This is a genomic window from Phocaeicola sp. RTP21198st1_B8_RTP21198_201120 (assembly GCF_040929485.1).
GTDB classification, from domain to species: Bacteria; Bacteroidota; Bacteroidia; order Bacteroidales; family Bacteroidaceae; genus Phocaeicola; species Phocaeicola dorei.
The window spans coordinates 1-24,993 of sequence record NZ_JBCOCI010000044.1 but is presented as its reverse complement, the minus strand read 5'-3'; the positions used below and the strand labels follow the sequence as shown (position 1 = coordinate 24,993).

Below are 24,993 nucleotides of genomic sequence, written 5' to 3'. Positions count from 1 at the left end.
GGAGAAGAACGTATTATGAAAAGCTAAAAATAAAATTACTTTGAAGAAGATTAAATCAAAAAGCCTCGCCGGAACCGAAATGTTTCCTGACGAGACCTCATTTTCTTTCGTAGATTATTATCCCTTTTGAATCTCCAGCTTATACCAACACTTTACGAAAGCGTTCAAGAAATTCATCAGCCTCTGCCATAGTAAGGCACAAAGGCGGAAGCAGACGAATCACATTAGTACCACTGACTCCGGTAAATACTTTCTGTTCGAACAGCAAACGCTGACGCAATTCCTTAATCGGTTCTTCAAATTCCATACCGATCATCAAACCTTCGCCACGCACCTCTTTAATCTGTGAGAATTGTTTCAATTCTTTCAGCAGATGAGCACCTACCTTGGCAGCATTCTCTACCAGATTCTCACCTTTCATAACATCAAGCACCGCGATAGCAGCAGCACAAGCTAGGTGGTTACCACCAAAAGTGGTTCCCAATTGTCCATATACCGGCTTGAATTTCGGACTGATCAGGACACCAGCCATCGGAAAGCCATTACCAATCCCCTTTGCTACCGTAATTATATCGGGACGGATACCTGCATGTTGGTGAGCAAAAAATTTACCGCTACGCCCGTAGCCGGATTGTATTTCATCCAAAACAAGGGCTGCATCCACTTCTTCGCAAGCCTTACTCAGTTCTTTCAAGAATTTTACTTCCGGAACCTGAATACCGCCTACTCCTTGAATACCTTCAATAATCACCGCACAGACATCTCCTTTTGCCAATTCCGCTTTAGCTGCTTCTATATCGTTCAAAGGCAGATAAGTCACATGCCCATTGTCATTGATTGGGGCTATAATTTTCGGATTGTGGGTTACCTCCACTGCCAGTGAAGTACGTCCGTGAAATGCTTTGCAAAAAGAAAGCACACGGTTGCGACCATTGTAAAAAGAAGCCAGTTTCAACGCATTTTCATTAGCTTCAGCTCCACTGTTTATCAAAAACAATTGATAATCATCATAACCCGAAAGTTTCCCTAAACGGTCTGCCACTTCCTGCTGTAGCTTGTTAACCACCGAATTGGAATAAAATCCCAACTGTGCAACCTGCTTGCTTATCATTTCCACATAATATGGATGTGCGTGACCGATAGAAATAACCGCATGACCACCATACAAATCAAGGTATTCCGTACCTTGGTCATCCCATACATGACAACCTTTTCCTTTGACAATATTTATGTCAAAAAGAGGATATACATCAAATAATTTCATAAACTCTTCTTTATTAAAAAGCAGACGGTTTCAACCTCAACCCTACGGTTTCTTCCAAATTGAACATGAGATTCATATTATGAACCGCTTGTCCGCTTGCCCCCTTCAACAAGTTGTCAATGCAAGAGATAACCAGCAGCTTATCGCCATGTTTCTCCAAATGAATCAAACACTTGTTGGTGTTCACCACCTGCTTCAAATCTATATTTTTGTCTACAATATGAACGAAAGAATCCTCGGCATAATAGTCTTGATACATCTTCACCAGTTCTTCCAGTTCCACCTTGCATTTGACTACCAGAGTAGCAAAGATACCACGCGGGAAATCACCCCGGTAAGGAATAAAATCTATTTCAGCATTAAAGCTGTTTTGCAACTGTTTCAATGATTGCTTGATTTCGGGAACATGCTGATGAGAAAACGGTTTATAAATGCTCATATTATTATTACGCCAACTGAAATGACTGGTAGCACCCGGTTTCACCCCTGCCCCTGTACTTCCGGTAATGGCATTTACCATTACATCCTCGTTCAGTAACAGATGTTTGGCTAACGGCAATAAACCCAATTGAATACAAGTGGCAAAACATCCCGGATTGGCCACGTGCTTGCTATGGCAGATAGCACGACGGTTCAGTTCCGGCAAACCATAAATGAAGTCATGGTCATCACTCTTGATACGGTAGTCCATACTGAGGTCTATGATTTTCAAATCCTCGGGTACATTGTGACTATCCATAAACTTCTTTGTATCTCCATGAGCCGTACAGAAGAACAATACATCAATCTCATCCAGAGGAAGTTCGTCTGTAAAAACCAAATCCGTTTCACCATAGAGTCCCTCATGTACGTCGGTAATCTTATTGCCAGCGTTACTGCTGCTATTTATAAACTTTATGTCTACATCAGGGTGATTAATCAGCAGACGAATCAATTCGCCCGCCGTATAACCTGCCCCACCGATAATTCCTGCTTTAATCATACTTATTAAATTTCTTCGTCCTTGTGGTTATTATAATAAACACGCAAAGGTGTAGAAGTCACTTTGATAAAGCCTTTAGCATCTTCTGCTGTCCATCCCTTCTGCATTTCACCATATTCACCAAATTTGGTCTTCACCAGATCGTCTTTTGATTCAACACCCACAGTAGAGAATGAAAGCGGACGGAGTTCCAAGATAGCTGTACCATTTACATTACGCTGAGACTCCTGCAACATTGCCTCAATATCGCGCATTACCGGTTCCAGATACTGACTTTCATGCAAGAACATTCCGTACCAATTGGCAACCTGGTCTTTCCAATATTGCTGCCACTTGCTCAACGTATATTTTTCAAGGAAACGATGGGCACCGATAATCAGCATAGGAGCAGCAGCCTCGAATCCTACACGCCCTTTGATACCGATAATGGTATCCCCAACGTGCATGTCGCGGCCGATACCGTAGGGCGCACCGATCTCCTCCACTTTTTGAATAGCCTTGATAGGATCATCAAACTTCTCGTCATTAACAGCTTTCAGTTCACCTTTTTCAAATGTAAGACGAAGTTGTTCGCTTCCTTCCTTGGTCACCTGTTTTAAATAAGCACTTTCGGGCAAACCCTGCGCAGAGTCCAATATTTCCCCACCGCAGATAGAAGTCCCCCAAAGACCTACATTATAAGAATATTTCAATTTTGTAAAGTCAGCGGCAAAACCATGTTCATTCAAATAATCGATTTCCTGCTGACGGCTTAATGCCATGTCACGGGTCAATGTAATGATCTCAACTCCCGGAGCCAGTACCAAAAAAGTCATATCGAAACGAATCTGGTCATTACCCGCACCAGTCGAGCCGTGTGCGATAGCGTCCGCACCTATTTCATTAGCATAACGCGCTATAGCCAACCCTTGGAAGATACGTTCAGAACTTACAGAAATAGGATAAGTACCATTACGGAGCACATTACCGAATACCATATATTTCAAGCTCTTCTCATAGTATTCCCGGGTCACATCCAATGTCACATACTTCACAGCACCCAGTTTGTAAGCGTTCTCTTCGTTCTGCTTCAGCTGCTCCTCACTGAAACCACCCGTGTTTGCACAAGCTGCATACACTTCATACCCTTTTTCCTTAGCCAGATACATTACAGTGAAAGAGGTATCAAGCCCCCCGCTGAATGCCACTACTACTTTTTTCTTCTTTTCTTCCATAATGATATTATTTTAATTGAGAATTAAAAATTGAAAACTGAGAAATAAGTACATGAATGCGCAGCCATCTTTTAATTTTTAATTCTTAATTTTTAATTTATTAAATAGTGTCTTCTTCGTGCAAAGCCGGATCGTAAAGCATGGCTGTACAAATACAGAACTTACGGTTCTTCGCCACTAATATATCGTGATTGATACAGCCTTCACAACCTTTCCAAAAGGCCTCATCATCAGTCAGTTCATTGAAAGTTACAGGAACATATCCCAGTTCTGTATTCATTTTCATTACCGCCGCGCCACTGGTCAGACTGAATATCTTTGCTTTAGGCCATCGTAGACGTGCCAATCGGAACGAAGCCGCCTTTATACGCTTGGCCAAACCTATTCCACGATAATTAGGATGCACAATCAATCCCGAGGTTGCTACATATTGCTTGTTTCCCCATGACTCAATATAGGTAAATCCTGCAAAATCATCTCCACATAAAGCAATAATCGCCTTTCCTTCTTTCATCTTTGTAGTCACATATTCATGTGTGCGTTCTGCAATGCCTGTTCCGCGTACCTTAGCAGCTTCTCTAATAGTATCTAAAATTTTATCAACGTAAACTTCATGTGAGGCATCTGCCACCATCACATCCACTTGTTTAGCATCCATTTCCTTTTTTATCTATTATTATATTATTGTATATTCGGTATAATCAATGAAAGTGCATTCTTCACTCCCGCTCTTGTGCAACCTTCACGAATGACAAGCATAATAGTATCATCACCAGCAATAGTTCCCAATATTTCATCAAAGTTCCGGTTATCAATATCATAAGCCAAACTACTAGCATATCCGGGACGAGTCTTGATTACTGCCAGATTAGCCGAAAATTCAATGGAAATAAATCCATTATGCATCAACATCTCACTGGCCGAATGTTGCTCAGTCATACGTTTGTACATGGTATTGTTTGGTAATACATATACATAATTTCCGTTCATACTGGCTGCCTTCGCCACTTTCAACTGCTTCAAGTCGCGAGACAAAGTAGCTTGGGTCAATTGGAATCCTTCTTTCGCCAATTCCTGCAACAACTCTTCCTGGCTACCTACTTCCTTACTCGAAATAATAATCTTAATGGCATCAAGTCTGCTATTCTTGCTCTTCATACTGCATAATTATTCTAATTCGGCTGCAAAATTACAGAATATTCGGGAATATAGATACAAAAAAGAGAATATTTTTGCGACTTTATGCATATTTTCAACAAAGCTTTTATCTATCATCCCAAGAATAAACCAAAATCATACCAAATTTTCTTTTCAATGCAATCTTCTTAAAAAGACAGTAATATTATGTTTTACGACAGGTACAACCAAATCCAACAGTTATAATATCAAAAAAACAAGGACGACTTTCGGGGAATAAACTATTTTTGCATCACTATTAATTCCTTAAAATCAAAAAATAAAGGCATGGAACACACTTATTTCTTTGCGGTAGACCTGGGAGCCACCAGCGGACGTACCATCTTAGGTTGCCTGGGAGAAGGCAAAATGGAGTTGAAAGAACTGACTCGTTTCCCTAACCATATTATAGAAACCGGAGGACATTGTTATTGGGATATTTATGCCTTATACAATGAAATTATCAAGGGACTGAAAGTGGTAGCCAAAGACAATCTGCCTATCCAGTCTATCGGTATTGATACTTGGGGGGTGGATTTCGTATTAGTGGGCAAAGATGGAGAGTTACTCCGCAATCCTTATTGTTATCGCGACCCTCACACAATAGGTGCACCCGAAGAATATTTTACCCATATTCCCCGTGAACGAGTATATGACATCACTGGAATCCAGATTATGAATTTCAATTCCTTGTTCCAATTATCAACACTCCACCGCAATCATTGCTCGGCCTTGGAAGCAGCAGATAAAATACTGTTTATGCCGGATGCTTTAAGTTATATGCTGACCGGTAAAATGGTAACAGAATATACCATCGCTTCTACTTCCCAGATGTTGAATCCGCGCACCAAACGCTTCGAAAAGGAACTACTGGATGTAGCAGATATCAAGGAAGAACAGTTCGGTCGTTTCGTTTTTCCAGGGGAACCTATTGGAGTGCTGACAGAAGAAGTGCAAAAAATTACAGGTCTGGGAGCTATTCCTGTTATTGCCGTTGCTGGCCATGACACAGGTTCAGCCGTAGCTGCCGTACCGGCACAAAACGAAAAATTCGCATATCTGAGTTCCGGCACGTGGAGCTTGATGGGGATTGAAGTGAAAGATGCTATTATAAATAAGGAAAGCTTTGAGCAGAACTTCACCAACGAAGGAGGTGTGGAAGGAACGACCCGGTTCCTGAAAAATATCTGTGGCATGTGGTTGTTGGAACGTTGCCGCAAAGAATGGGAAGCAACCAACAACTATTCTTATACAGAACTGATAGATGCAGCCCTGGCAGTTCCCGCTTTCCGCAGTGTCATCAATCCCGATGCTCCCTGCTTCGCCAATCCGTCATCTATGATTCAAGCCATCGGACATTATTGCAAAGAAACCAACCAACCTGTACCACAGAGTTATGGCGAAATCACTCGTTGTATTTTCGATAGTCTTGCCCTGCGCTACAAACAAGTATTCGGCTATTTGCAACAAATGGCCCCGTTCCCCATCGAAAAGCTGCACATTATCGGTGGAGGCTCACGAAACAATTTGTTAAACCAATTCACTTGCAACGCAGTGGGCGTACCTGTTATAGCAGGTCCCAGTGAAGGAACAGCTATCGGCAACATTATGTTACAGGCAAAAGCCAACGGCCTGGTAAGCGATATTGCGGCTATGCGCCAACTAATCAGCACTTCCATAGAAACCGTTTCTTTTGAGCCCCAGCAAGCAGAAGAATGGGAAGAAGCATATAAGAAGTATTTAGCTCATTATAGAGAAGATATTTAATATTCACCTTGAAATTTATTCATTAAATAAACAAATAATATCATGAAAGAAGAATTGATTAATAAAGCGTATGAGATTGCAAAAGAACGTTATGCCGCTGTAGGTGTTGACACAGAAAAAGTAATGGAAACCATGCAGAATTTCCATCTGTCACTGCATTGCTGGCAAGCAGATGATGTAACCGGTTTCGAAGTTCAGGCAGGTTCATTGACCGGTGGTATCCAGGCTACAGGTAACTATCCCGGCAAAGCTCGCAACATCGACGAACTGCGTGCAGACATTCTGAAAGCTGCTTCATATATACCAGGTACTCACCGTTTGAATCTGCACGAAATTTATGGCGACTTTCAAGGAAAAGTCGTAGATCGTGACGAAGTAGAACCCGAACATTTCAAAAGTTGGATTGAATGGGGTAAGGAAAACAACATGAAACTGGATTTCAACTCTACTTCATTCTCCCATCCCAAAAGCGGTGATCTGTCTTTGTCAAATCCCGATGAAGGTATCCGCAACTTCTGGATTGAACATACTAAACGTTGCCGTGCCGTAGCCGAAGAAATGGGTAAAGCTCAAGGCGATCCTTGTATCATGAACCTGTGGGTACACGATGGCAGCAAAGACATCACTGTAAACCGCATGAAATATCGTGCTTTGTTAAAAGACTCTCTGGATCAGATTTTCGCAACAGAATACAAGAACATGAAAGACTGTATCGAATCCAAAGTATTCGGTATCGGACTGGAAAGCTATACAGTGGGGTCTAATGATTTCTATATCGGCTATGGCGCCAAGAACAACAAGATGATTACCTTGGATACCGGGCACTTCCACCCGACAGAAAGTGTTGCAGACAAAGTTTCTTCTTTATTGTTGTATGTTCCCGAACTGATGCTGCACGTAAGTCGCCCCGTACGTTGGGACTCAGACCACGTAACCATCATGGACGACCCGACTATGGATTTGTTCAGCGAAATCGTTCGTTGCAACGCCTTGGATCGTGTACACTATGGACTTGACTACTTCGATGCTTCCATCAACCGTATCGGTGCATACGTTATCGGCAGCCGTGCAGCTCAGAAATGTATGGTACGCGCTTTGCTGGAACCGATTGCCAAATTGCGCGAATACGAAGCAAACGGACAAGGATTCCAACGTCTGGCTCTGCTCGAAGAAGAAAAAGCTTTGCCTTGGAATGCTGTATGGGATATGTTCTGCTTGAAGAACAATGTACCCGTAGGCGAAGAGTTCATTGCAGAAGTAGAGAAATACGAAGCAGAAGTTACTTCTAAACGCTAATCAATATCCAACCACAATATCGTCCTCTGTAAGGGTGGCCTCATGTATCTGCCCCTACAGAGAACGTATTTGTGGTTTTAAAGAATATAAACAATGGAAATCATTATCGGATTAATCATTATCGCTATAGGAAGCTTCTGCCAATCCAGTTCATACGTACCTATCAAGAAAGTAAAAGAATGGAGTTGGGAAAGTTTTTGGCTGATACAAGGTGTATTCGCCTGGTTGGTGTTCCCACTATTGGGCGCATTGCTAGGTATTCCCCAAGGAGGCAGTCTGTTTGACCTTTGGGGAGCGGGAGGTGCTCCAATGAGCATCTTTTATGGTATATTATGGGGAGTGGGCGGCCTTACCTTTGGTCTTTCCATGCGTTATCTGGGAGTAGCCTTAGGACAAAGTATCGCACTGGGTACTTGTGCCGGATTCGGTACACTGTTCCCCGCCATCTTTGCCGGAACCAACCTGTTCAAAGGAAACGGACTTATTCTTTTACTAGGAGTATGTATCACTTTGTCGGGCATTGCCATTATAGGATATGCCGGCAGTCTTCGCGCCAAAAACATGAGCGAGGAAGATAAACGCGCGGCAGTAAAAGATTTTGCTCTGACTAAAGGACTGTTGGTAGCCCTACTGGCAGGTGTGATGAGTGCCTGTTTCGCTTTGGGACTCGATGCAGGAACTCCCATCAAGGAAGCTGCGTTAGCTGGAGGTGTAGAAGGTCTTTATGCGGGACTTCCTGTAATCTTTCTGGTAACACTAGGCGGTTTTTTAACCAATGCCGTTTACTGTCTGCAACAAAATGTAGCCAACAAAACTATGAGTGATTATGCCAAAGGCAATGTATGGGTAAACAACCTGATATTCTGCGCCTTGGCAGGAGTACTGTGGTACATGCAATTCTTCGGACTGGAAATGGGTAAAAGTTTCCTGACCGGAAGTCCTGTACTGCTTGCCTTCTCATGGTGTATATTAATGGCTTTGAATGTTACTTTCAGTAACGTATGGGGTATTTTATTAAAAGAATGGAAAGGTGTATCCACCCAAACTATCACTGTTCTGGTAACCGGACTGGTAGTTCTTATCTTTTCTCTTGTATTCCCTAATTTATTCTAAAAGAATTATTATATTTGTAGCATACTGTTATTCAGAATAAAAAAATGAATAACAATACCCTATGAACAATCAAATAAAAGAAGATATGAAATCAATCTTAGACAATCGCCCCGAATTGGTCAAAGAGGTGAATAAAGTAGCCGAAGTAGCCGGATATTTGTGGCAAAAAGGATGGGCCGAACGTAACGGAGGTAATATCACCGTCAATATCACCGAGTATGTAGACGATGAAATCCGTCAGATGCCCGCTATCAGCGAAGTAAAACAAATCGGTGTAACACTGCCTCACTTGAAAGGCTGTTATTTTTATTGCAAAGGAACCAATATGCGTATGCGGGATTTGGCACGTTGGCCTATGGATAACGGTTCTGTCATCCGTATTTTAGATGATTGTGCTAGTTATGTCATTATTGCCGACAAACCGGTTCAACCTACTTCGGAAGTTCCCTCCCACCTGAGCGTACACAATTATCTCATTAGCATAGGCTCTCCTTATAAAGCATCCGTACACACACACCCCATCGAACTGATTGCCTTGTCTCACAACAAAAAGTTCATGGAGAAAGATGTGGCAACCAACCTGCTATGGAGCATGATTCCCGAAACAAAAGCATTCTGCCCACGTGGATTGGGCATGATTCCTTATCAGTTACCCAGTTCTGTAGAATTAGCAGATGCAACTATCAAGGAATTGGCTGATTATGATGTAGTCATGTGGGAAAAACACGGTATCTTTGCTGTTGACTGTGACGTAATGGCCGCATTCGACCAAATTGATGTTTTAAATAAATCCGCATTAATTTACATCGCTGCCAAAAATATGGGATTTGAACCCGACGGCATGAGCCAGGAACAGATGAAAGAAATGAGTGTGGCTTTTAATCTACCCAAATAATATTTTTATGGTCTTCCCCTAATGGGGAGATTTTGAAGATGATTTGAACCCACATGGGGACAAATCATCTTTTTTATTATCGAAGCTTAAAAGATAAATGAGATCCAGATTGCCACTTAAGCTTTTCATCACACGATATTCATCACAAATGAACAAGCATATAAAATGACCAATTTATGTTTTTATCTCATTATTCTATTGATTAAAAAGATTAACACTCCCTATACAGCAAACACTTCCTAGACAATCGCGTACTTAACTCATTGACAGTTTGAGTATCTTATGTTTTTTTTAGAACAACGAGTACTCTTTTTGGCTATCTTTGACAAAGACAGATTCACTAAACCTACAGAGATATATGAAAGCAAATAAATTATTCCTTTTGGCAAGTTTCTTTCTATCAAGCAGCCTGACACCTATAGCGGCTCAGAGTAAGAAAGAGAAGAAGCAACAGACAGAACAAGCTGTACGCGAAGCTGTTGACGCAAAGACATACAAAATCAATGTGGACCGGGTAATGCCTATGAAAGGAGGCAGCAAACACCTGACTTCCGATTATTCTTTAGAAATAAGAAACGATTCGGTTTATTCCTATCTGCCTTATTTCGGAGTGGCGTATAACGTTCCTTACGGGGGTGGAAAAGGATTAAATTTTAGTGCTCCTTTATCAGAATATACTTCAGCATATAATAAAAAGGGGAATGCTAAAATCACACTAAAAGTACGGAACGAGGAAGACAATTACCTTTACAATATCATCATTTATCCCAATGGCAGCAGTAACATACAGGTCACCCCTACAAACAGACAATCTATTTCTTTCTCCGGAGAAATGGATCTAAAGAAGAAAGAATGAGCCATAAATAAAAGGGGGTCAAAACTAAAACAACCTATCGTGCTATATGATCAGGTCATTTTAGTTTTGCCCCCCTGATTAAATTACAGCTATTATTTACTTATTTCTCTAACCGGCTAAAGAAATTCTCAATGGCTTCCTTATTGACAAAAACTCCTTTTACTCCGGTCATTTCCACCGTATCCATCAACAAAGCCAAGCCCTGATAACCGTTTTCATCCTTTGCCAATACTTCCTGCTGATAAATTTCAGCTGATTGGCAGGCTTTACCATCTTCAGGTAATTTCTCGAACCGACCAAGGTAATAATTGCCTTCAAAGAAATTATGTGTAGATTCTGTCAATTGGAATCTGCTGGATTCTGGAGCATAAAAAATATTTCCACTAATAAATGTACTATCCGGATATCCGCCCCATGAATCCAAAGTAATCATAGTACGATCGATATCAGCCGCAGGTTTACGGTTCACATGAATAATGTTACGGGTAATGCGACTGTCCTTTACAGGACCTGCCAGATGAACAGCTGGTGAGAACATCCCGGCACGAGTCGGTTCAGGCCGCACTCCGTCACCTATACTCACATTGTAACGGACAATAGTGCCCAAGTTACCTACATTAAAAGATGCGTCGGCCGTGCCGTCATTGCAAACCAATACTAAGCCACCATAGTTATCATGACTATAATTATACTGAATGACCGTTCCCCGGCAATTCCAGTCCGAATCAAACCCCTGTGCATCCCACGGAGCCTTATGACCACTTACCTCATTGAATTGCACCAAAGTATTATCACAACTCCACGGCCAAATACCTGCCGCCGCCTCTGTGTCAGGAAGCATATCAGGACAATCACGCATTACGTTGTATTCTATCAAGGTACTGTCACAACCGATAGGTACAATACCATCACCTGGTACTTCCTCTATCAAATTTCCCCGTATCACGGTATGCTTGCTGGGATGCCAGTTCTGCCGATCGCTATAAGCGGCCCAAATCATAGCATTACGGGTGCATCTCAAAATATGGCAGTTCTCTATGGTTAACCTATTGAATGTTGAAATTTTCTTTTCACCGCCATTCACTATATAAATACCGCACCCTCCGCCTTTTTCTTTTACCAACGAACCATTGACATCCCGTACAGTCACATTATTGACAACAATGTTCTGCGATACGCCATAATCCATACACTCTATCTTCAAGCCCGAACGATAAGGCAGAGGCTGTCTACCTGTATTCACGATTTCCAAATTCTGCATCGTTATATAGTCCGAATTACAGATACGAGCTGCATACAAGGAAGTATCATATCCCACAATGCAAGGTTTCCGTTCACCATCACCATAAGCATCTATATAAATACGATCTTCGGGTATACCGTGTCCGGTGATTTCAAGTTCGCCATTAAAAACCTCACCGCGCTTCAACAAAACTTTATTGCCCGGCAGTAATTTCACTCCACGTAGTTTTTCCAGACTTTTCCATGCTTCATCCGGGGCTAACCCACTATTATTATCATCACCGCCGGTAGCATCCAGATAATAGCACACTGGACTATCAGAACATGCTGCCAACAGGAAGGAAAATAAAAGAAGGATCATTGTTTTTCTCATTTCTCTTCCGTTTTTAAAAAGTTATCTATTTATTCCAGAAGTTGTCAGAACAACCAGGATTCACCACAGATTACGCAAATTCACACAGTTTTTTGATTTAAAGGTTGTTTGCCTCCTACTTCTTTGTGACAATCCATGTACCCTGTGATGAAAACCTACACTCTACATTACTTCCACAAGTCGTGCTGAACCAGTTTCTTGTTAGTATCCAGTTCGGCAGTTGGCAAAGGCCATACATAATCCCTCTCACCGTTGAACTTACGTGCTTCATAAGCCAAGCCATACATAGTGCGTTCATTCTCTATATTAGCTACCGCCTTATCCAATTCCTTCCAACGATAAAGGTCAAACAAACGCAAACCTTCAAAGGCCAGTTCCACACGACGCTCATGCTTAATGACTTCCAACAATTCATCTTTAGAAAGAGAAGTGCCTTCCACTTCCTCTACTGTGGGCATGTTCACATCTGCACGTTGCCGCACTTCATTCACTAAAGCAGTTACATCACTATAAGCATAGCCTCCTTTCTGTACCATTGCCTCCGCCAAAGATAATAAAACTTCAGCATAACGCACCACATAAAAGTCTTGTCCATTATCCCAAGAGTTAGAAGTATCCGTAGGATCAAAATACTTATAAACATATATGGTAGACAGGGAAGCGGCAGCTCCACCATATACATTGGCATACGGATTTGAAGCCGAAGTATCTATACCTCCTTTACCGTTCCAAAGCATACCGGGAACAAACAAAGTACTATACAAACGTGGATCACGATTCTCAAAATGAGCAGGATTAGGCTTGCTAACATCCAAGCCACCCTCATTGTTTAATTCGGCTATCTTCGTATCGGTAGTCGGCTTACCGTCTTTGCAATAATAAGCATCCGCCAAATCTATAGTACCATTCATTGCTTCCAGCGGAGTATTCCAATGCGCATTAAAAGCAGCACCTTCACTCATACCCGGTCCTTCATAACGGACTGCAAAAATGATTTCAGGAGAAGTTTCTCCACTTTGAGTAAACAGTTTGGCATAACTCGGATCAAGCGAGTATCCCAAACCTTGCACCTGCTTATAAGCAGCAATTGCGTCATCCCATTTTTCATTATACAAAGCCACACGCCCCAGTAGGGAAAGAGCAGCTCCTTTGGTGATGTGTCCCCGTGAAGACGCGTTTTGCGGAAGTACTTCAGCCGCGTCCTGCAAATCAGTCATAATATGAGCCACAATAGCTGCACGGTCCGTCTTTTCACATTCAGCCTCGTCAATGGTCAAAGGGGCGGTCAGGAAAGGAACATCCTGATACGTCATAGTCAAGTTTATATACATCAATGCACGTATGGTCTTTGCCTCAGCCTGATAAATCGCCTTTTGGGAAGCATCCATATCCACTCTATCAATATTAGCAATCAGCACATTACAACGACTGATCACTTCATAGCAATCTTTCCAATAACTGCCAATAATAGAAGAACTTGGGGTATGAATCCCCATAGCCATATCATAACCTTCCATCCAGCCACTCCAATTAAAATGACCGCCATTATCTGATATACAATCCATATATAAAGGGCCCAATGAATATTGGTCGGAATTATAAAGCTGATTGCTCTGCAAAGCATCATAACAAGATGCCAACGCCATCAAAGCATCATCCGGTGTCTGCCAAAATGTATTGGATGAAGATTCTGTCAATGAGTCCCTCTGCAAAAAACTGTCAGAGCAAGAAGTCAGCAAAGCTCCTGACAACAGAGCTAGCCCTATAAATTTATTAATTGATTTCATAGTTGTTGCTTTTAAAATTTAACGTTAACACCAAATGAATAAGTTCTTGTATTGGGATGCACATCATTACGGGAATCTGTGCTCAGTTTCTCAGGATCATAATCATCCAAGGAAGTGAAAGTAAGCAAATTAGTTCCTGCCAAATAGAGTCTGAGACTCTGAACGCCCAACTTGGTCAAAAACTCTCTTTGCCTGAAAGTATATCCAATTTCCAAGTTCTTCAGGCGCAAATAATCTCCTTTTGTCAGCCAAAATGAAGAGTAGTTATTATTAATAGTTCCTCCCAAACGAGGCATGCTTCCATCCGGATTACTTTCAGACCATCTGTCCAACCAACGGCTAGTCTTGTTTCCGCCATTGGAAATAGTAGTTTCATCCCAATTATAACGATATACACCTGCAATGCCTTGCCAAAATGTATTAACATCAAAATCTTTATAAGAGAATCCCAAGTTAAAAGAATACTGCATTTTAGGGAACGGATTTCCGATAACAGTACGGTCAGCATCATTTATGTTGCCATTATTATCTATATCTTCATACATGATATCACCTAATTGCGGTTCCTGGTTGTTTTGCAGAATCTTCTGTCCGTTCGCATTTACACGATCCAAATCTGCCTGGGTACGATAGATACCGATAGCTTTCAGCCCATAATAAGAACCGATGGCTTCACCTTCACGATTGATGGTATTATTACTTATATCTTCCACCCCTTTCATATCAGTAATCTCATTTTTCACGCCTGAAAGTGAGAAACCTGCCTGCCATGCCCAATCACCTTTTTGGTCGAAATAGTTAGCTGCCAATTCCCAACCACGGTTACGGACCTTTCCCGCATTCTGATAAGGAGCATCCAAAGATCCCAGGAAAATACCCGGCATAGCGAGTTTCATCAAAATATCCGAGGTATTTTTCTCATACCAGTCAAAAGTGACATTGATCTTTCCACCCCAAAAAGCAGCATCAAAACCAAAGTCTGTAATAGTAGTTGTTTCCCATTTAATGTTCTCATTAGGTATCTTGGCAGTCTTCATACCAATCTGTTTGCTATCACCAAAATAGTAACTACCACTAGCCGCCAATGTAGCCGCATAAGCATAGTTACCAATTTCCTGATTACCCAATTTACCCCAGCTACCACGCAATTTCAATGAGTGGAGGAACTTCACATTCTCCATAAATTTCTCATTTGTCATGATCCATGCACCCGAAAATGAAGGGAAGGTAGCATAACGGTGTGCCTTGGGCATACGTGACGAACCATCGTGACGGACATTCATCTCTAACAGATAACGGCCTCCGTAATTATAGTTCAAGCGTCCGAAGAATGACTGCAAGGAACTTTCTTCCGCCGATCCGGTCACATGATCATTCATAGTACCTCCATCCATTTCATAAATATTATCGGTAGCAAATCCCTGCTTGGACGCCTCATTCTTGTCCCAACGGGTAGCCTGGATAGAATGGCCTGCCAACAGATTGAACGAATGTTTTCCTACAGAAAAATCATAAGTCAGGATATTTTCATTAATATAAGTCGTTTCCAGATAATGATAATCTGTCAGTTTATTGGTACCGACCGTGGTCAGCGCATTTCCTTCAGCATCGTATCTTACATTATTCTTCGGATTGAAAGTAGTCACATCATTCATATAATATTTATAAGCCAGGCTTGAACGGAATTTCAATCCTTTCATGATGTCAATCTCACCAAAGAATTTACCATCAAAACGATAATGCTTGTTATCCTTATATCCCATATTCAAAGCTTCAATCGGATTTTTGAATACGGATTGGGAAATATTGGGATTTCCATCCAGGAATCCATAATGTCCGTTAGAATAGCGTACAGGAACAGTAGGACGGGTAAACCAAGTAAGGTAGCGCATCAAACCTTCGCCGGTAACACTGGTCGTAGGCTCATCAATGTTCTGGCGGCTTCCCGAAAGATTCAATCCTAATTTTACAATACCCAACTGCGCATCCAGATTAGAACGGAAATTGAAACGTTGGTTAGCTGTCTCACGCAAGATACCATCTTGCTGGAAATATTGAGTGGAAATCATGTAATGTACTGCCTTACTACCTCCATTCACTGACAAATGGTGTTGGTGCATAGCTGCCGTACGGAACATTTCCTTAGCCCAATTGGTATTGGCAAAATGATCGGGATCTGATCCATTTTGCAATTTCTGTAACATATCATCCGTATATGCCTTGGAAGGCCAACATTCATTATACATCTTCGCCCACTCATAAGAATTCACATAATCGGGCAACACGGTAGCCTCCTGCAAAGCGATGCTACCAGAATAAGTAATAGTAGGTTTCTGCTCACCGCCTCGTTTGGTAGTCACCAAAATAACACCGTTTGCAGCACGCACACCATAGATAGAAGCCGAAGCCGCATCTTTCAATACAGAAACACTTTCAATATCATCAGCAGGAATTTCCGCAATCTGGCTCACCGAGCTTTCCACTCCGTCGATCAGGACCATCGGATCATTGTGTTCAAAAGTTCCCACACCACGGATACGGATTTCGGGACTGTCATGACCGGCCTGGGCACCATTGTTGGTCAACATAACACCCGGCAAACGGCCCTGAAGCATATTGGCAGTATTAGCTACCGGCATAGAAGCTACATCCTTGAAATTTACAGCAGCAACAGAACCCGTCAGATTTTCCTTCTTCTGCACACCATAACCGACTACTACCACTTCGTCAATCATTTCCGTATCTTCCTTCAGATTTACATTCAGTACCATATTGTCTTTCGAAATATGAAATTCCTGATCGGAATATCCTATAAAAGAAATGACAATAGTAGAATTAGAAGCCACCGAGAGATTAAAATTACCATCCAAGTCAGTTACCGTTCCATTGGTTGTTCCTTTTTCAACCACACTAGCACCGATGACCGGTTCGCCTGTGGCATCTTTTACAATACCGGAAACTTTAAACTTGTCTGCTTGCAGACTGGAAGCGCTCACATTCATCGCAAGGATGAAGAAGCAGAAACACAGCAATAGGCTCAGTACCCGGAATGTACTGGTTTCTGTCAGAGTTTTCATGTTCATAATACTTTTTTTAAAGGTCTAACAAATAAAGATAATTCGTTTTATTTGCCAGCAAAAGTAAGAGGAACAGAAAAGAAACAGGGAGAATTATTACCGGAAAAAGGCTGTTTATTCCCTATAGAGCCTATTTCCGGTAATAATCAGCCATCATACTTCATCATATACTCTGTAGGAGAAAGTCCGAATTTCTTCTTAAAGCAGGAACTGAAATATTTAGGGTCGTTGAAACCTACAGCATACGCCAAATCGGCTATACGGATTTTCCTTTTCTCGTCTATCAGCCGACAAGCCGCTTGCAAACGGACATTGCTGATAAATGCAGAGGGAGTAAGTCCGGTCAACAGTTTCAATTTATCTGCTAGTGTAGTCCGGGCCATACCCATCTCCGCCATAAACTGTGCATGTTCAAAATCACAATCACTCAAATGGGCATTCACACAATCCACCGCTTTCCGAATGAAAGCTTCGTCCATCGAGGTGTAATTTAATTCTTTGGCTTCAAAAACCAACTGCTTACGGAAATCCACCCCCATACGTTTGCGCCGTTTCAACAAGTTATCTATCTTGGCAAACAAGACAGAGAGGCGGAGCGGTTTACAGATATAACCATCGGCCCCAGACTCATACCCTTCCACACGGTCTTCATCACTAGTCTTGGCCGTTAACAAAATCAATGGAATATGGCAGGTCTCAAATTGAGTCTTCACCCGGCGGCACAATTCCATACCGTCCATTTCGGGCATCATAACATCAGAAACAATTAAATCCACTTCCTGTTTGGCAAGTATCTCCAAAGCTTCCGTTCCATTGGCGGCCTTCAGAATATGGTATTTGCCATGCAACAGACGAACCATCAAAGCCAATAATTCCTCATTATCCTCCACCAACAAAATAGTCGATGCTGCCGGTTTCTCTTCCAACATATCAATCTCCGAGACATTCTCCATTTCATCTGCCGATAAAATAGCATAGTCCACATTTTCGGTATTCTCGTCTACCTCATCCTCATCAAAAGCCTCACGTCTTATAGGAATTTCAACCACAAAAGTATTCCCTTCCTCCTTATCGCTAAATACTTGTATCGTTCCATGATGCAACAATACCAAGTCTTTAGTCAGTGACAAACCGATACCCGTCCCTATGGTATGGAATTTGCGATACTCCCCTTCATAAAATCTCTCGAATATATGATCCAACTTCTCTTTTGGAATCAACTCGCCGGGATTGTTCACACTCAATTTAAAAGTTCCCCTTTCCTCATCATGAGCCTGTGACACCACAATAGTTCCTCCTTCAGGAGTATATTTAGCGGCATTGGAAAGCAGATTGTACACCACTTTATCCAATTTATCCACATCAAAATATCCCGAATATTCTTCAGACAAATCAAATTGTATGGACAATTTCTGCTTTTTAACCAAAGGTGCGAAAGCCGACACTGATTTTTTCAAGAACATACTGACATTTCCATGCGAGACTTTCAGCCGCAACTTGCCATTCTCCACTTTTCTGAACTCTAAGATCTGCTGAATCAACCGGATTAACCGCACAGTATTATCAGCTATCACAGGACAAACCGACGAACTTGCCGGTACTTCTTGTTTCAGTTCATCCACCGAAGCCGATATAATAGAAAGCGGAGTCAGCAACTCATGAGTGATATTGGTAAAGAACTGTAATTTAGCATGATTGATTTCCTCCATTTTCTGCCGTTCTATCTTCCCCATCTCTATGGCCTGTTTCATCCGGATACGGTTTCTGACAATCCGATAAGTATACCATGCCAATGAAACGAACAACAAGACATAAAGGCAATAAGCCCACCACGATAACCAAGGCGGCGGAAGAATAGTTATACGCAGACATTTCATATCCGGAGACCAGATTCCATTCTGATTGGCTCCCTTTACACAAAAAGTATAAGTACCTGCCGGAAGATTGTTATAATAGGCAAACCGACGTCCAGCCTCAACGGACAACCATTCCTTGTCATATCCCTCCAACCGATATAAATAACGGTTCAACTCAGGATTGATATAGTTCAATATTGAAAAATCAAGACTGAAATTATTCTCCCGGTATCCTAATACAATTTTATCAATAAAATCAATAGACCTGTTTGCAGCAATCCCCTTTCTGATGGAAAGAGGGTAGGTACGTACCGATACATTATGTACCTTTATATCTGTAATCACTACCGGAGAATAAGCAGTATCCTGAACAATTTTATCAGGATAGAAGCTGTTCAATCCACGGAATCCTCCGAAGATAAGTTTCCCATCCGCCCCCTTGAAGCAAGAATTCCGGTTAAACATGTGGTCTTGCAAACCATCATCTACCGTGTAAGTATGTATTTTCGGTGCAGCACCATCCAAAGGGATATCAATGTGATACATTTCCGCATTGGTAGTAAGCCATAAAGTATGCTCATCATCCTCCAGCATACTGAAAACAACATCTCCATTCCGGAAATAATCATTCAAGACTGAAACAAAACGATCATTCTTCCGGTCATACAAATCGAGTCCATTACCATTCGACCCCACCCATACTCTATTGTATCCATCCACACAAACACTCATCGCCCCGATAGTGGATAATGTACCATCCGAAGGCGTATAAAACTTAACCTTATATGTTTCTCCGGATGTATCTATCCGCCATACCCCTTCATTGCTAGTCGCTATCCAGATAAAACCATCTTGATCTTCCGCCATTTTGAAAATAGAAATTTGGGGCAATGCCTGATTTGTCAAAGTCACCAGTTCATTCAAAGAATGAAGCCTTTGTTCCGTATCCAAAATAAACACTCCCGAACGTGTCCCCAACCACAGATTCCCTTTCGAATCCTCCAACAAAGAATAAATACAAATATCACTCAGTTCCGGGTTGGTTACGGTATTTACCACGTGTGCTTTCCCGGCTTTGACGTTATAGAACCACACACCGTCATCCCAAGTGGCAAAACACAATTCATTTGTCCTTTTACGATAAATAATATCATTGACCGTCGATGTATATCCCATATTCTTCAATACAGGATGAGAGCGGTAAGGAACAATGGTATGCTGTTCCATATCATAAAAAACCAGACCGAATCCCATGATTCCCATCCACAGATTCCCATTATCCTCCTGATAGACACTGCGGACAGAGCTGGTAGGGCAATGCTCACGCAAAGCCTCCAAAGAATCATAATTAAACCGGAACTTATTTGTATTTACAGTACAAACACCTCCCCCCAACATACCCAGCCACATCAGCCCGTCTTTACTGCACAACAGAGAATTCACTTCATTAAAAGGTAAATCTCCTTGAAGGTTACCCGGAACAATATTGGTAAAATTCCCGTCCCCCGATTCATCTTCCAAAATACTGACTCCACTGCGTGAACCGATCCAGAGCTTTCCGGAATTTTTATCCTGAGCAATGGCGTAGATAATATTATCCAACAGAGAATGAGAATTTCCCTTGATGTTCCGGAATGTTTTAAATGAGAAATGTTCCGGATCATACGGATTAATGAGTTTCACCAATCCATACCGCCAGGTACCGATCCAAATATTCCCGGCTTCATCCTGAAATATGACATGCGCCGAATTACCAGGGTTAATCCCCTCGTAAGTATAATACAATTCCTCTTGAGGATTATAACGCAGCAACCCCTGTTCCCAAGTACCAATCCATATTTGTCCTTCCCTGTCTTCGATAACGGACTTTATGTCCATGTTCTTTTCACAATCGAAAGTACGTCCTCCGGCTTTCCTGCGAAACAATCCTTTGTTGCTTCCCACCCATAAGTCCCCGTTGCTTGCATAAAGAATACTTTCCACATTGCTTACCTGTAACAAAGGACTGATTATTTTTTCTATCTCATCCGTTTCCTTATGCAATACATATAATCCATTGTGCGTACCTATCCACAAATTATTCTCCTTGTCTTCGGCCACCATATTCACAAAACTATCAATGGAACGTCCATGATTCACTCCATCGGGTTTATACACCACAATAGAATACCCATCATAGCGCAAAAGGCCATTGTAAGTCGATATCCATATATACCCCTGGCTATCCTGAAATAATTTCCGGACTTCATTAGTCGGAAAATTCACCGAAGTGGAAATAGATTTAAAATGATAGGTATTGACCTTGTTATCAGCCCAAAGCCAAACGGGAAAACACAAAAGATATATTACTCCAAGAATATATTCACAGTTACGGTGTGCAAAGTGCATAGATTCAACTTTAAGATTTGATGCAATATTCGCAAAAAAAAGCATTTTAAGCAAATATTCCATAAGATTTGTTCTAAATTTCCCTCATCCGCATACATAAGAAACTAAAATTATACCTCCAGAAACACTTAGGACAAAAAGGTTAGAGGCAGTTAAGATAAAAAATTGTATATTTGCCGATAAGTGTGACCTAATTTTAAAACAGAGAAACATGCATTACAACGACCAAGGCGCTGATTTTAAATACCTAATTGTCAATGAACGTGACAAGCGTTTCGGCTTGTCGGTGACTACCGTCGGATTCCAGGCCATCAGGGCCGGGAGCGTTTATCCACCACGCAACCACCCGGACGCTTATTATTTCACGGCCCAGAAAGGACGTGTGCTGCATGAATATCAGTTGGTATACATTACTAAAGGACGGGGAACTTTCGCCAGCGATACTACTCCGTCTGTCGACATATCTAAAGGACAGATACTTTTCCTGTTTCCCGGACAGTGGCATACCTACGCGCCGCTGCAAAAAACAGGATGGAACGAATATTACATCGGTTTTGAAGGTCCGATTATAGACAATCTGGTAAAAAACAGCTTTATTTCAAAAGAAAACCAGATTTTGGATATCGGTATCAATGAAGAACTGGCCAGTCTTTTTGCCCGTGCACTGGAAGTAGCGGAAGCAGACAAGACCGCAGCGCAACAATATTTGTCCGGCATTGTTTTACACATTATGGGAGCCGTACTTGCTATCTCGCAGAACAAACGCTATGAGGTGGATAATGCGGCACAAAAAATAGAAAGTGCCAAAATCATCATGCACGAAAATGTGTACAAGGATATAGATCCGGAAGAACTGGCACTGAAATTAGGTATCAGTTATTCCTGGTTCCGCAAAGTATTCAAAGAATACACCGGCTATGCGCCTGCCAAGTATTTCCAAGAGCTGAAACTACGCAAAGCGAAACAATTATTGATTGAAAGTTCCATGTCAGTGAAAGAGATATGCTATGAATTGAATTATACCTCTACTGAACACTTTTTCTCGGTATTTAAAAAACGTACCAACTTCACCCCTACCGAATATCGTAACTTCGGACGGGGAGGAAAAGAAAAAGAGAATGAAAACGAATAAAGGAAAAATGAGAAAAATAACCATCAATCTGGCTGCTGTGGCAGCCTTTTGCATTGTAGTCGCCTCACCCGCCTTAGTGAGCAGCAGTTGTGCTACTCCCCAAACGGAACAGGAAGATACCACTATCATACGAGAAGATTTAGGTATTACGGCATTGAAATACAGTAGTCCCGAAGTTCCCTCCAGCATTGAATTTTGTGGTAAAGTGATTGACTTGAGCCGCTTTGACCGCCACGAGCGTATGGACCGTGAATTATTGGCATTCACCTATATGCACAGTACTTCCCTGCAAATGCTGAAAAAAGCCAACCGTTATTTCCCCATTGTAGAACCCATACTGAAAGAGAACGGAATCCCCGATGATTTTAAATACCTGATGGTCATAGAGAGTAATATGAATCCCACCGCCCGTTCCTCTGCCGGAGCCGCCGGACTATGGCAATTCATGCAAGGTACGGGAAGGGATTACGGACTGGAGGTTAACAACAATGTGGATGAACGTTACCATATTGAGAAAGCGACTCGTGCCGCCTGCCGTTATCTGAAAGACGCGTATGCTAAATATAAGGATTGGGTGGCTGTTGCCGCCTCATACAACGCTGGTCAGGCACGTATTGCCAGCCAACTGGCTAAACAGGATGTGGACGATTCGCTGGATTTGCAACTGGTAGAAGAAACAGCCCGGTATGTGTACCGCATTCTTGCCGCCAAACAATTGTTCAGTGCCCCTACTACTTTCGGTTTCCGTCTGCGCGCATCGGATTTGTATCCGCCCATTCCCTATACGGAAGTCACTGTGACAAAAGGAATTGCAGACTTGGCACGTTTCGCACGCAGCAAAGGAATCAATCTGGCCATATTAAAGAATATGAATCCCTGGCTGCGGGAAACATCCTTGTCCAACCACAGTGGGCGGACTTACGTGATAAAAATCCCTACCAAAGAAGGAATGACTTATGATCCGAAAAAGACGGTGGCGCATGATAAGCGATGGGTGATAGAATAACTTTCTATCATACAGCATTCCATAATCAATTTACCAGTTTTCCTCCACAGTATTTACAATAAGCAGCCTCGTCCTCATGTCCGTCCTTACCACAGTGCGGACATTTCAGGGCCACCCTGCGCCTGTGTTCCTGAATCATAGATGCAGACACAATTCCTGTGGGAACTGCAATGATGGTATAGCCCAGTAACATTACAATGGCCGAAAGGAAGCGCCCTAACGGAGTTTCCGGAGTAATATCCCCATAACCTACTGTTGTCATCGTCACTATCGCCCAATAAATACTATTCGGAATATTATTGAAAGAAGTACCCGGCCGCTGTCCCTCAATCATATACATCAATGTACCGATCGAAGTCACCAATATCAGTACAAACAAGAAAAAAACAATAATCTTCCGACTGCTGAACACCAAAGAGCGCAACAAGAAATTACCTTCATTCAGATAATTGAAAAGTTTAAAGATACGGAACACACGAATCAAACGGAAAGTGCGGATCACCAGCAGATAACGTGCCGTGCCGAAAAGCCAGCCTATATATAAAGGTAAGGTAGCCAACAAATCCACTATACCGAAAAAACTAAAAGCATACTTGCGCGGTTTAGGAGAACAATAAAGCCTCAACACATACTCCAACGTAAAGAAGAAAGTAAAAACATACTCCGACACTCGCAGATAAGGCCCGATAACAGCATCCCAACTCTTGATACTCTCGGCAACAACCACCAGAATACTCAAGACAATAAACCCTATCAACGCCACATCGAATAACTTTCCCATCGGTGTGTCACTCTCAAAAATAATCACATATATTTTATGCTTTAATTTCTCATCATGCAGTAAATTCTGCCACCTGTTCCAAATATGCTTCAAGAATGCCATAATTTTTTATAATAGAACGCAAATCATTCATAATTATAACAAATATTGCCCGATTTATGTCCTATTGGTCACTATTATTTTCACTATATTTGCACAAAACCAATAAAATAATAGCATGAAGAAACAACTTATGACAGGTCTGTTCACAGTCCTCGCCCTTACAGCAGGTGCGCAGACCTTCCAAGAATGGCGCAATCCGGAAATAAATGCGGTAAACCGTGCGCCGATGCACACGAACTACTTTGCTTTTGAAAATGCAGATGCAGCTAAGAAAGCGAACAAAAAACAATCAACCAACTACATGACTTTGAACGGAACCTGGAAGTTCAACTGGGTGAAGGATGCGGATTCCCGCCCCACTGATTTCTGGAAAACCGGTTTCAACGACAAAGGCTGGGATGACCTGCAAGTGCCCGCCGTATGGGAACTGAACGGATACGGTGATCCTATTTATGTGAACGTAGGCTATGCCTGGCGCAACCAGTTCCAGAACAACCCTCCCGAAGTGCCGACAGAAAACAACCACGTTGGTTCTTACCGACGTGAAATTGTAGTTCCTGCCTCATGGAATGGAAAAGATATTATCGCTCATTTCGGCTCGGTTACCTCTAACCTCAAATCCGCAACTAAGCCCTTGAACGTCCTTATTGCGTTTACACGTCCTCTCATTACTGAATTTGCAGATA

Annotated in this window: 18 protein-coding genes; 8 read left to right on the top strand and 10 right to left on the bottom strand. The window is 42.0% G+C overall.

Features of this window, described 5'->3' with window-relative positions; translation table 11 throughout:
* Positions 1–139 precede the first annotated feature (139 nt).
* The 5 genes from AB5935_RS15260 to argR form a co-directional block, all read right to left on the bottom strand.
* Positions 140–1,264 carry an aspartate aminotransferase family protein gene (locus AB5935_RS15260; protein ID WP_007832940.1) on the bottom strand — a complete coding sequence of 375 codons (1,125 nt, stop codon included), beginning with the start codon at positions 1,262–1,264 and terminating at the stop codon, positions 140–142.
* A gap of 13 nt (positions 1,265–1,277) precedes the next feature.
* Positions 1,278–2,246 carry an N-acetyl-gamma-glutamyl-phosphate reductase gene (gene argC, locus AB5935_RS15255; RefSeq protein ID WP_005841042.1) on the bottom strand — a complete coding sequence of 323 codons (969 nt, stop codon included), beginning with the start codon at positions 2,244–2,246 and terminating at the stop codon, positions 1,278–1,280.
* A gap of 5 nt (positions 2,247–2,251) precedes the next feature.
* Positions 2,252–3,460: an argininosuccinate synthase gene (locus AB5935_RS15250; RefSeq protein ID WP_005850744.1), complete on the bottom strand. Its 1,209-nt coding sequence runs from the start codon at positions 3,458–3,460 to the stop codon at positions 2,252–2,254.
* A gap of 100 nt (positions 3,461–3,560) precedes the next feature.
* Positions 3,561–4,118: a GNAT family N-acetyltransferase gene (locus AB5935_RS15245; protein ID WP_007832935.1), complete on the bottom strand. Its 558-nt coding sequence runs from the start codon at positions 4,116–4,118 to the stop codon at positions 3,561–3,563.
* A gap of 23 nt (positions 4,119–4,141) precedes the next feature.
* Entirely contained in the window at positions 4,142–4,618 is a 477-nt protein-coding gene (gene argR / locus AB5935_RS15240; protein WP_007832933.1) for an arginine repressor, read from the bottom strand.
* Between the two features lie 306 nt (positions 4,619–4,924).
* Between argR and rhaB the strand changes: the two genes are divergently transcribed.
* The 5 genes from rhaB to AB5935_RS15215 all read left to right on the top strand — a co-directional run bounded on the left by rhaB (position 4,925) and on the right by AB5935_RS15215 (position 10,563).
* A complete protein-coding gene (gene rhaB, locus AB5935_RS15235) occupies positions 4,925–6,403 on the top strand; it encodes a rhamnulokinase (RefSeq protein ID WP_008654571.1) in 1,479 nt (492 codons plus the stop codon).
* Positions 6,404–6,442: 39 nt separating this feature from the next.
* Complete coding sequence (locus AB5935_RS15230) at positions 6,443–7,699, top strand: L-rhamnose isomerase (RefSeq protein WP_085930143.1); 1,257 nt, start codon at positions 6,443–6,445, stop codon at positions 7,697–7,699.
* 93 nt (positions 7,700–7,792) lie between these two features.
* Entirely contained in the window at positions 7,793–8,812 is a 1,020-nt protein-coding gene (gene rhaT, locus AB5935_RS15225; RefSeq protein ID WP_007832930.1) for an L-rhamnose/proton symporter RhaT, read from the top strand.
* A gap of 85 nt (positions 8,813–8,897) precedes the next feature.
* Positions 8,898–9,707: a rhamnulose-1-phosphate aldolase gene (gene rhaD / locus AB5935_RS15220; protein ID WP_008654569.1), complete on the top strand. Its 810-nt coding sequence runs from the start codon at positions 8,898–8,900 to the stop codon at positions 9,705–9,707.
* Positions 9,708–10,065: 358 nt separating this feature from the next.
* Positions 10,066–10,563 carry a DUF4251 domain-containing protein gene (locus tag AB5935_RS15215; protein ID WP_007832928.1) on the top strand — a complete coding sequence of 166 codons (498 nt, stop codon included), beginning with the start codon at positions 10,066–10,068 and terminating at the stop codon, positions 10,561–10,563.
* A gap of 100 nt (positions 10,564–10,663) precedes the next feature.
* Here AB5935_RS15215 and AB5935_RS15210 read toward each other — a convergent pair whose 3' ends face one another.
* The 4 genes from AB5935_RS15210 to AB5935_RS15195 form a co-directional block, all read right to left on the bottom strand.
* Entirely contained in the window at positions 10,664–12,178 is a 1,515-nt protein-coding gene (locus tag AB5935_RS15210; RefSeq protein ID WP_038611669.1) for a right-handed parallel beta-helix repeat-containing protein, read from the bottom strand.
* A 167-nt stretch (positions 12,179–12,345) separates the two neighbouring features.
* On the bottom strand, positions 12,346–13,965 hold the full coding sequence (locus AB5935_RS15205) for a RagB/SusD family nutrient uptake outer membrane protein (RefSeq protein ID WP_007841057.1): 1,620 nt from the start codon (positions 13,963–13,965) through the stop codon (positions 12,346–12,348).
* An 11-nt stretch (positions 13,966–13,976) separates the two neighbouring features.
* Positions 13,977–17,048, bottom strand: coding sequence for a SusC/RagA family TonB-linked outer membrane protein (locus tag AB5935_RS15200; RefSeq protein ID WP_038611672.1), 3,072 nt, complete (start codon positions 17,046–17,048; stop codon positions 13,977–13,979).
* Between the two features lie 140 nt (positions 17,049–17,188).
* Positions 17,189–21,349 carry a hybrid sensor histidine kinase/response regulator transcription factor gene (locus AB5935_RS15195; RefSeq protein ID WP_038611676.1) on the bottom strand — a complete coding sequence of 1,387 codons (4,161 nt, stop codon included), beginning with the start codon at positions 21,347–21,349 and terminating at the stop codon, positions 17,189–17,191.
* Positions 21,350–21,497: 148 nt separating this feature from the next.
* Here AB5935_RS15195 and AB5935_RS15190 point away from each other — a divergent pair, with 148 nt between their 5' ends.
* Both AB5935_RS15190 and AB5935_RS15185 read left to right on the top strand, forming a co-directional pair.
* Positions 21,498–22,418, top strand: a complete 921-nt coding sequence (locus AB5935_RS15190; RefSeq protein ID WP_007832923.1) for an AraC family transcriptional regulator — start codon at positions 21,498–21,500, stop codon at positions 22,416–22,418.
* Positions 22,419–22,425: 7 nt separating this feature from the next.
* Positions 22,426–23,424, top strand: coding sequence for a lytic transglycosylase domain-containing protein (locus AB5935_RS15185; protein WP_007855245.1), 999 nt, complete (start codon positions 22,426–22,428; stop codon positions 23,422–23,424).
* Positions 23,425–23,449: 25 nt separating this feature from the next.
* Here the strand turns inward: AB5935_RS15185 and AB5935_RS15180 are convergent, their stop codons facing one another.
* Entirely contained in the window at positions 23,450–24,307 is an 858-nt protein-coding gene (locus tag AB5935_RS15180; RefSeq protein ID WP_007855246.1) for an ion transporter, read from the bottom strand.
* Positions 24,308–24,422: 115 nt separating this feature from the next.
* Here AB5935_RS15180 and AB5935_RS15175 point away from each other — a divergent pair.
* Positions 24,423–24,993, top strand: a 571-nt coding sequence (locus tag AB5935_RS15175) for a sugar-binding domain-containing protein (RefSeq protein WP_368327472.1), incomplete at its 3' end; no start/stop codon positions are given.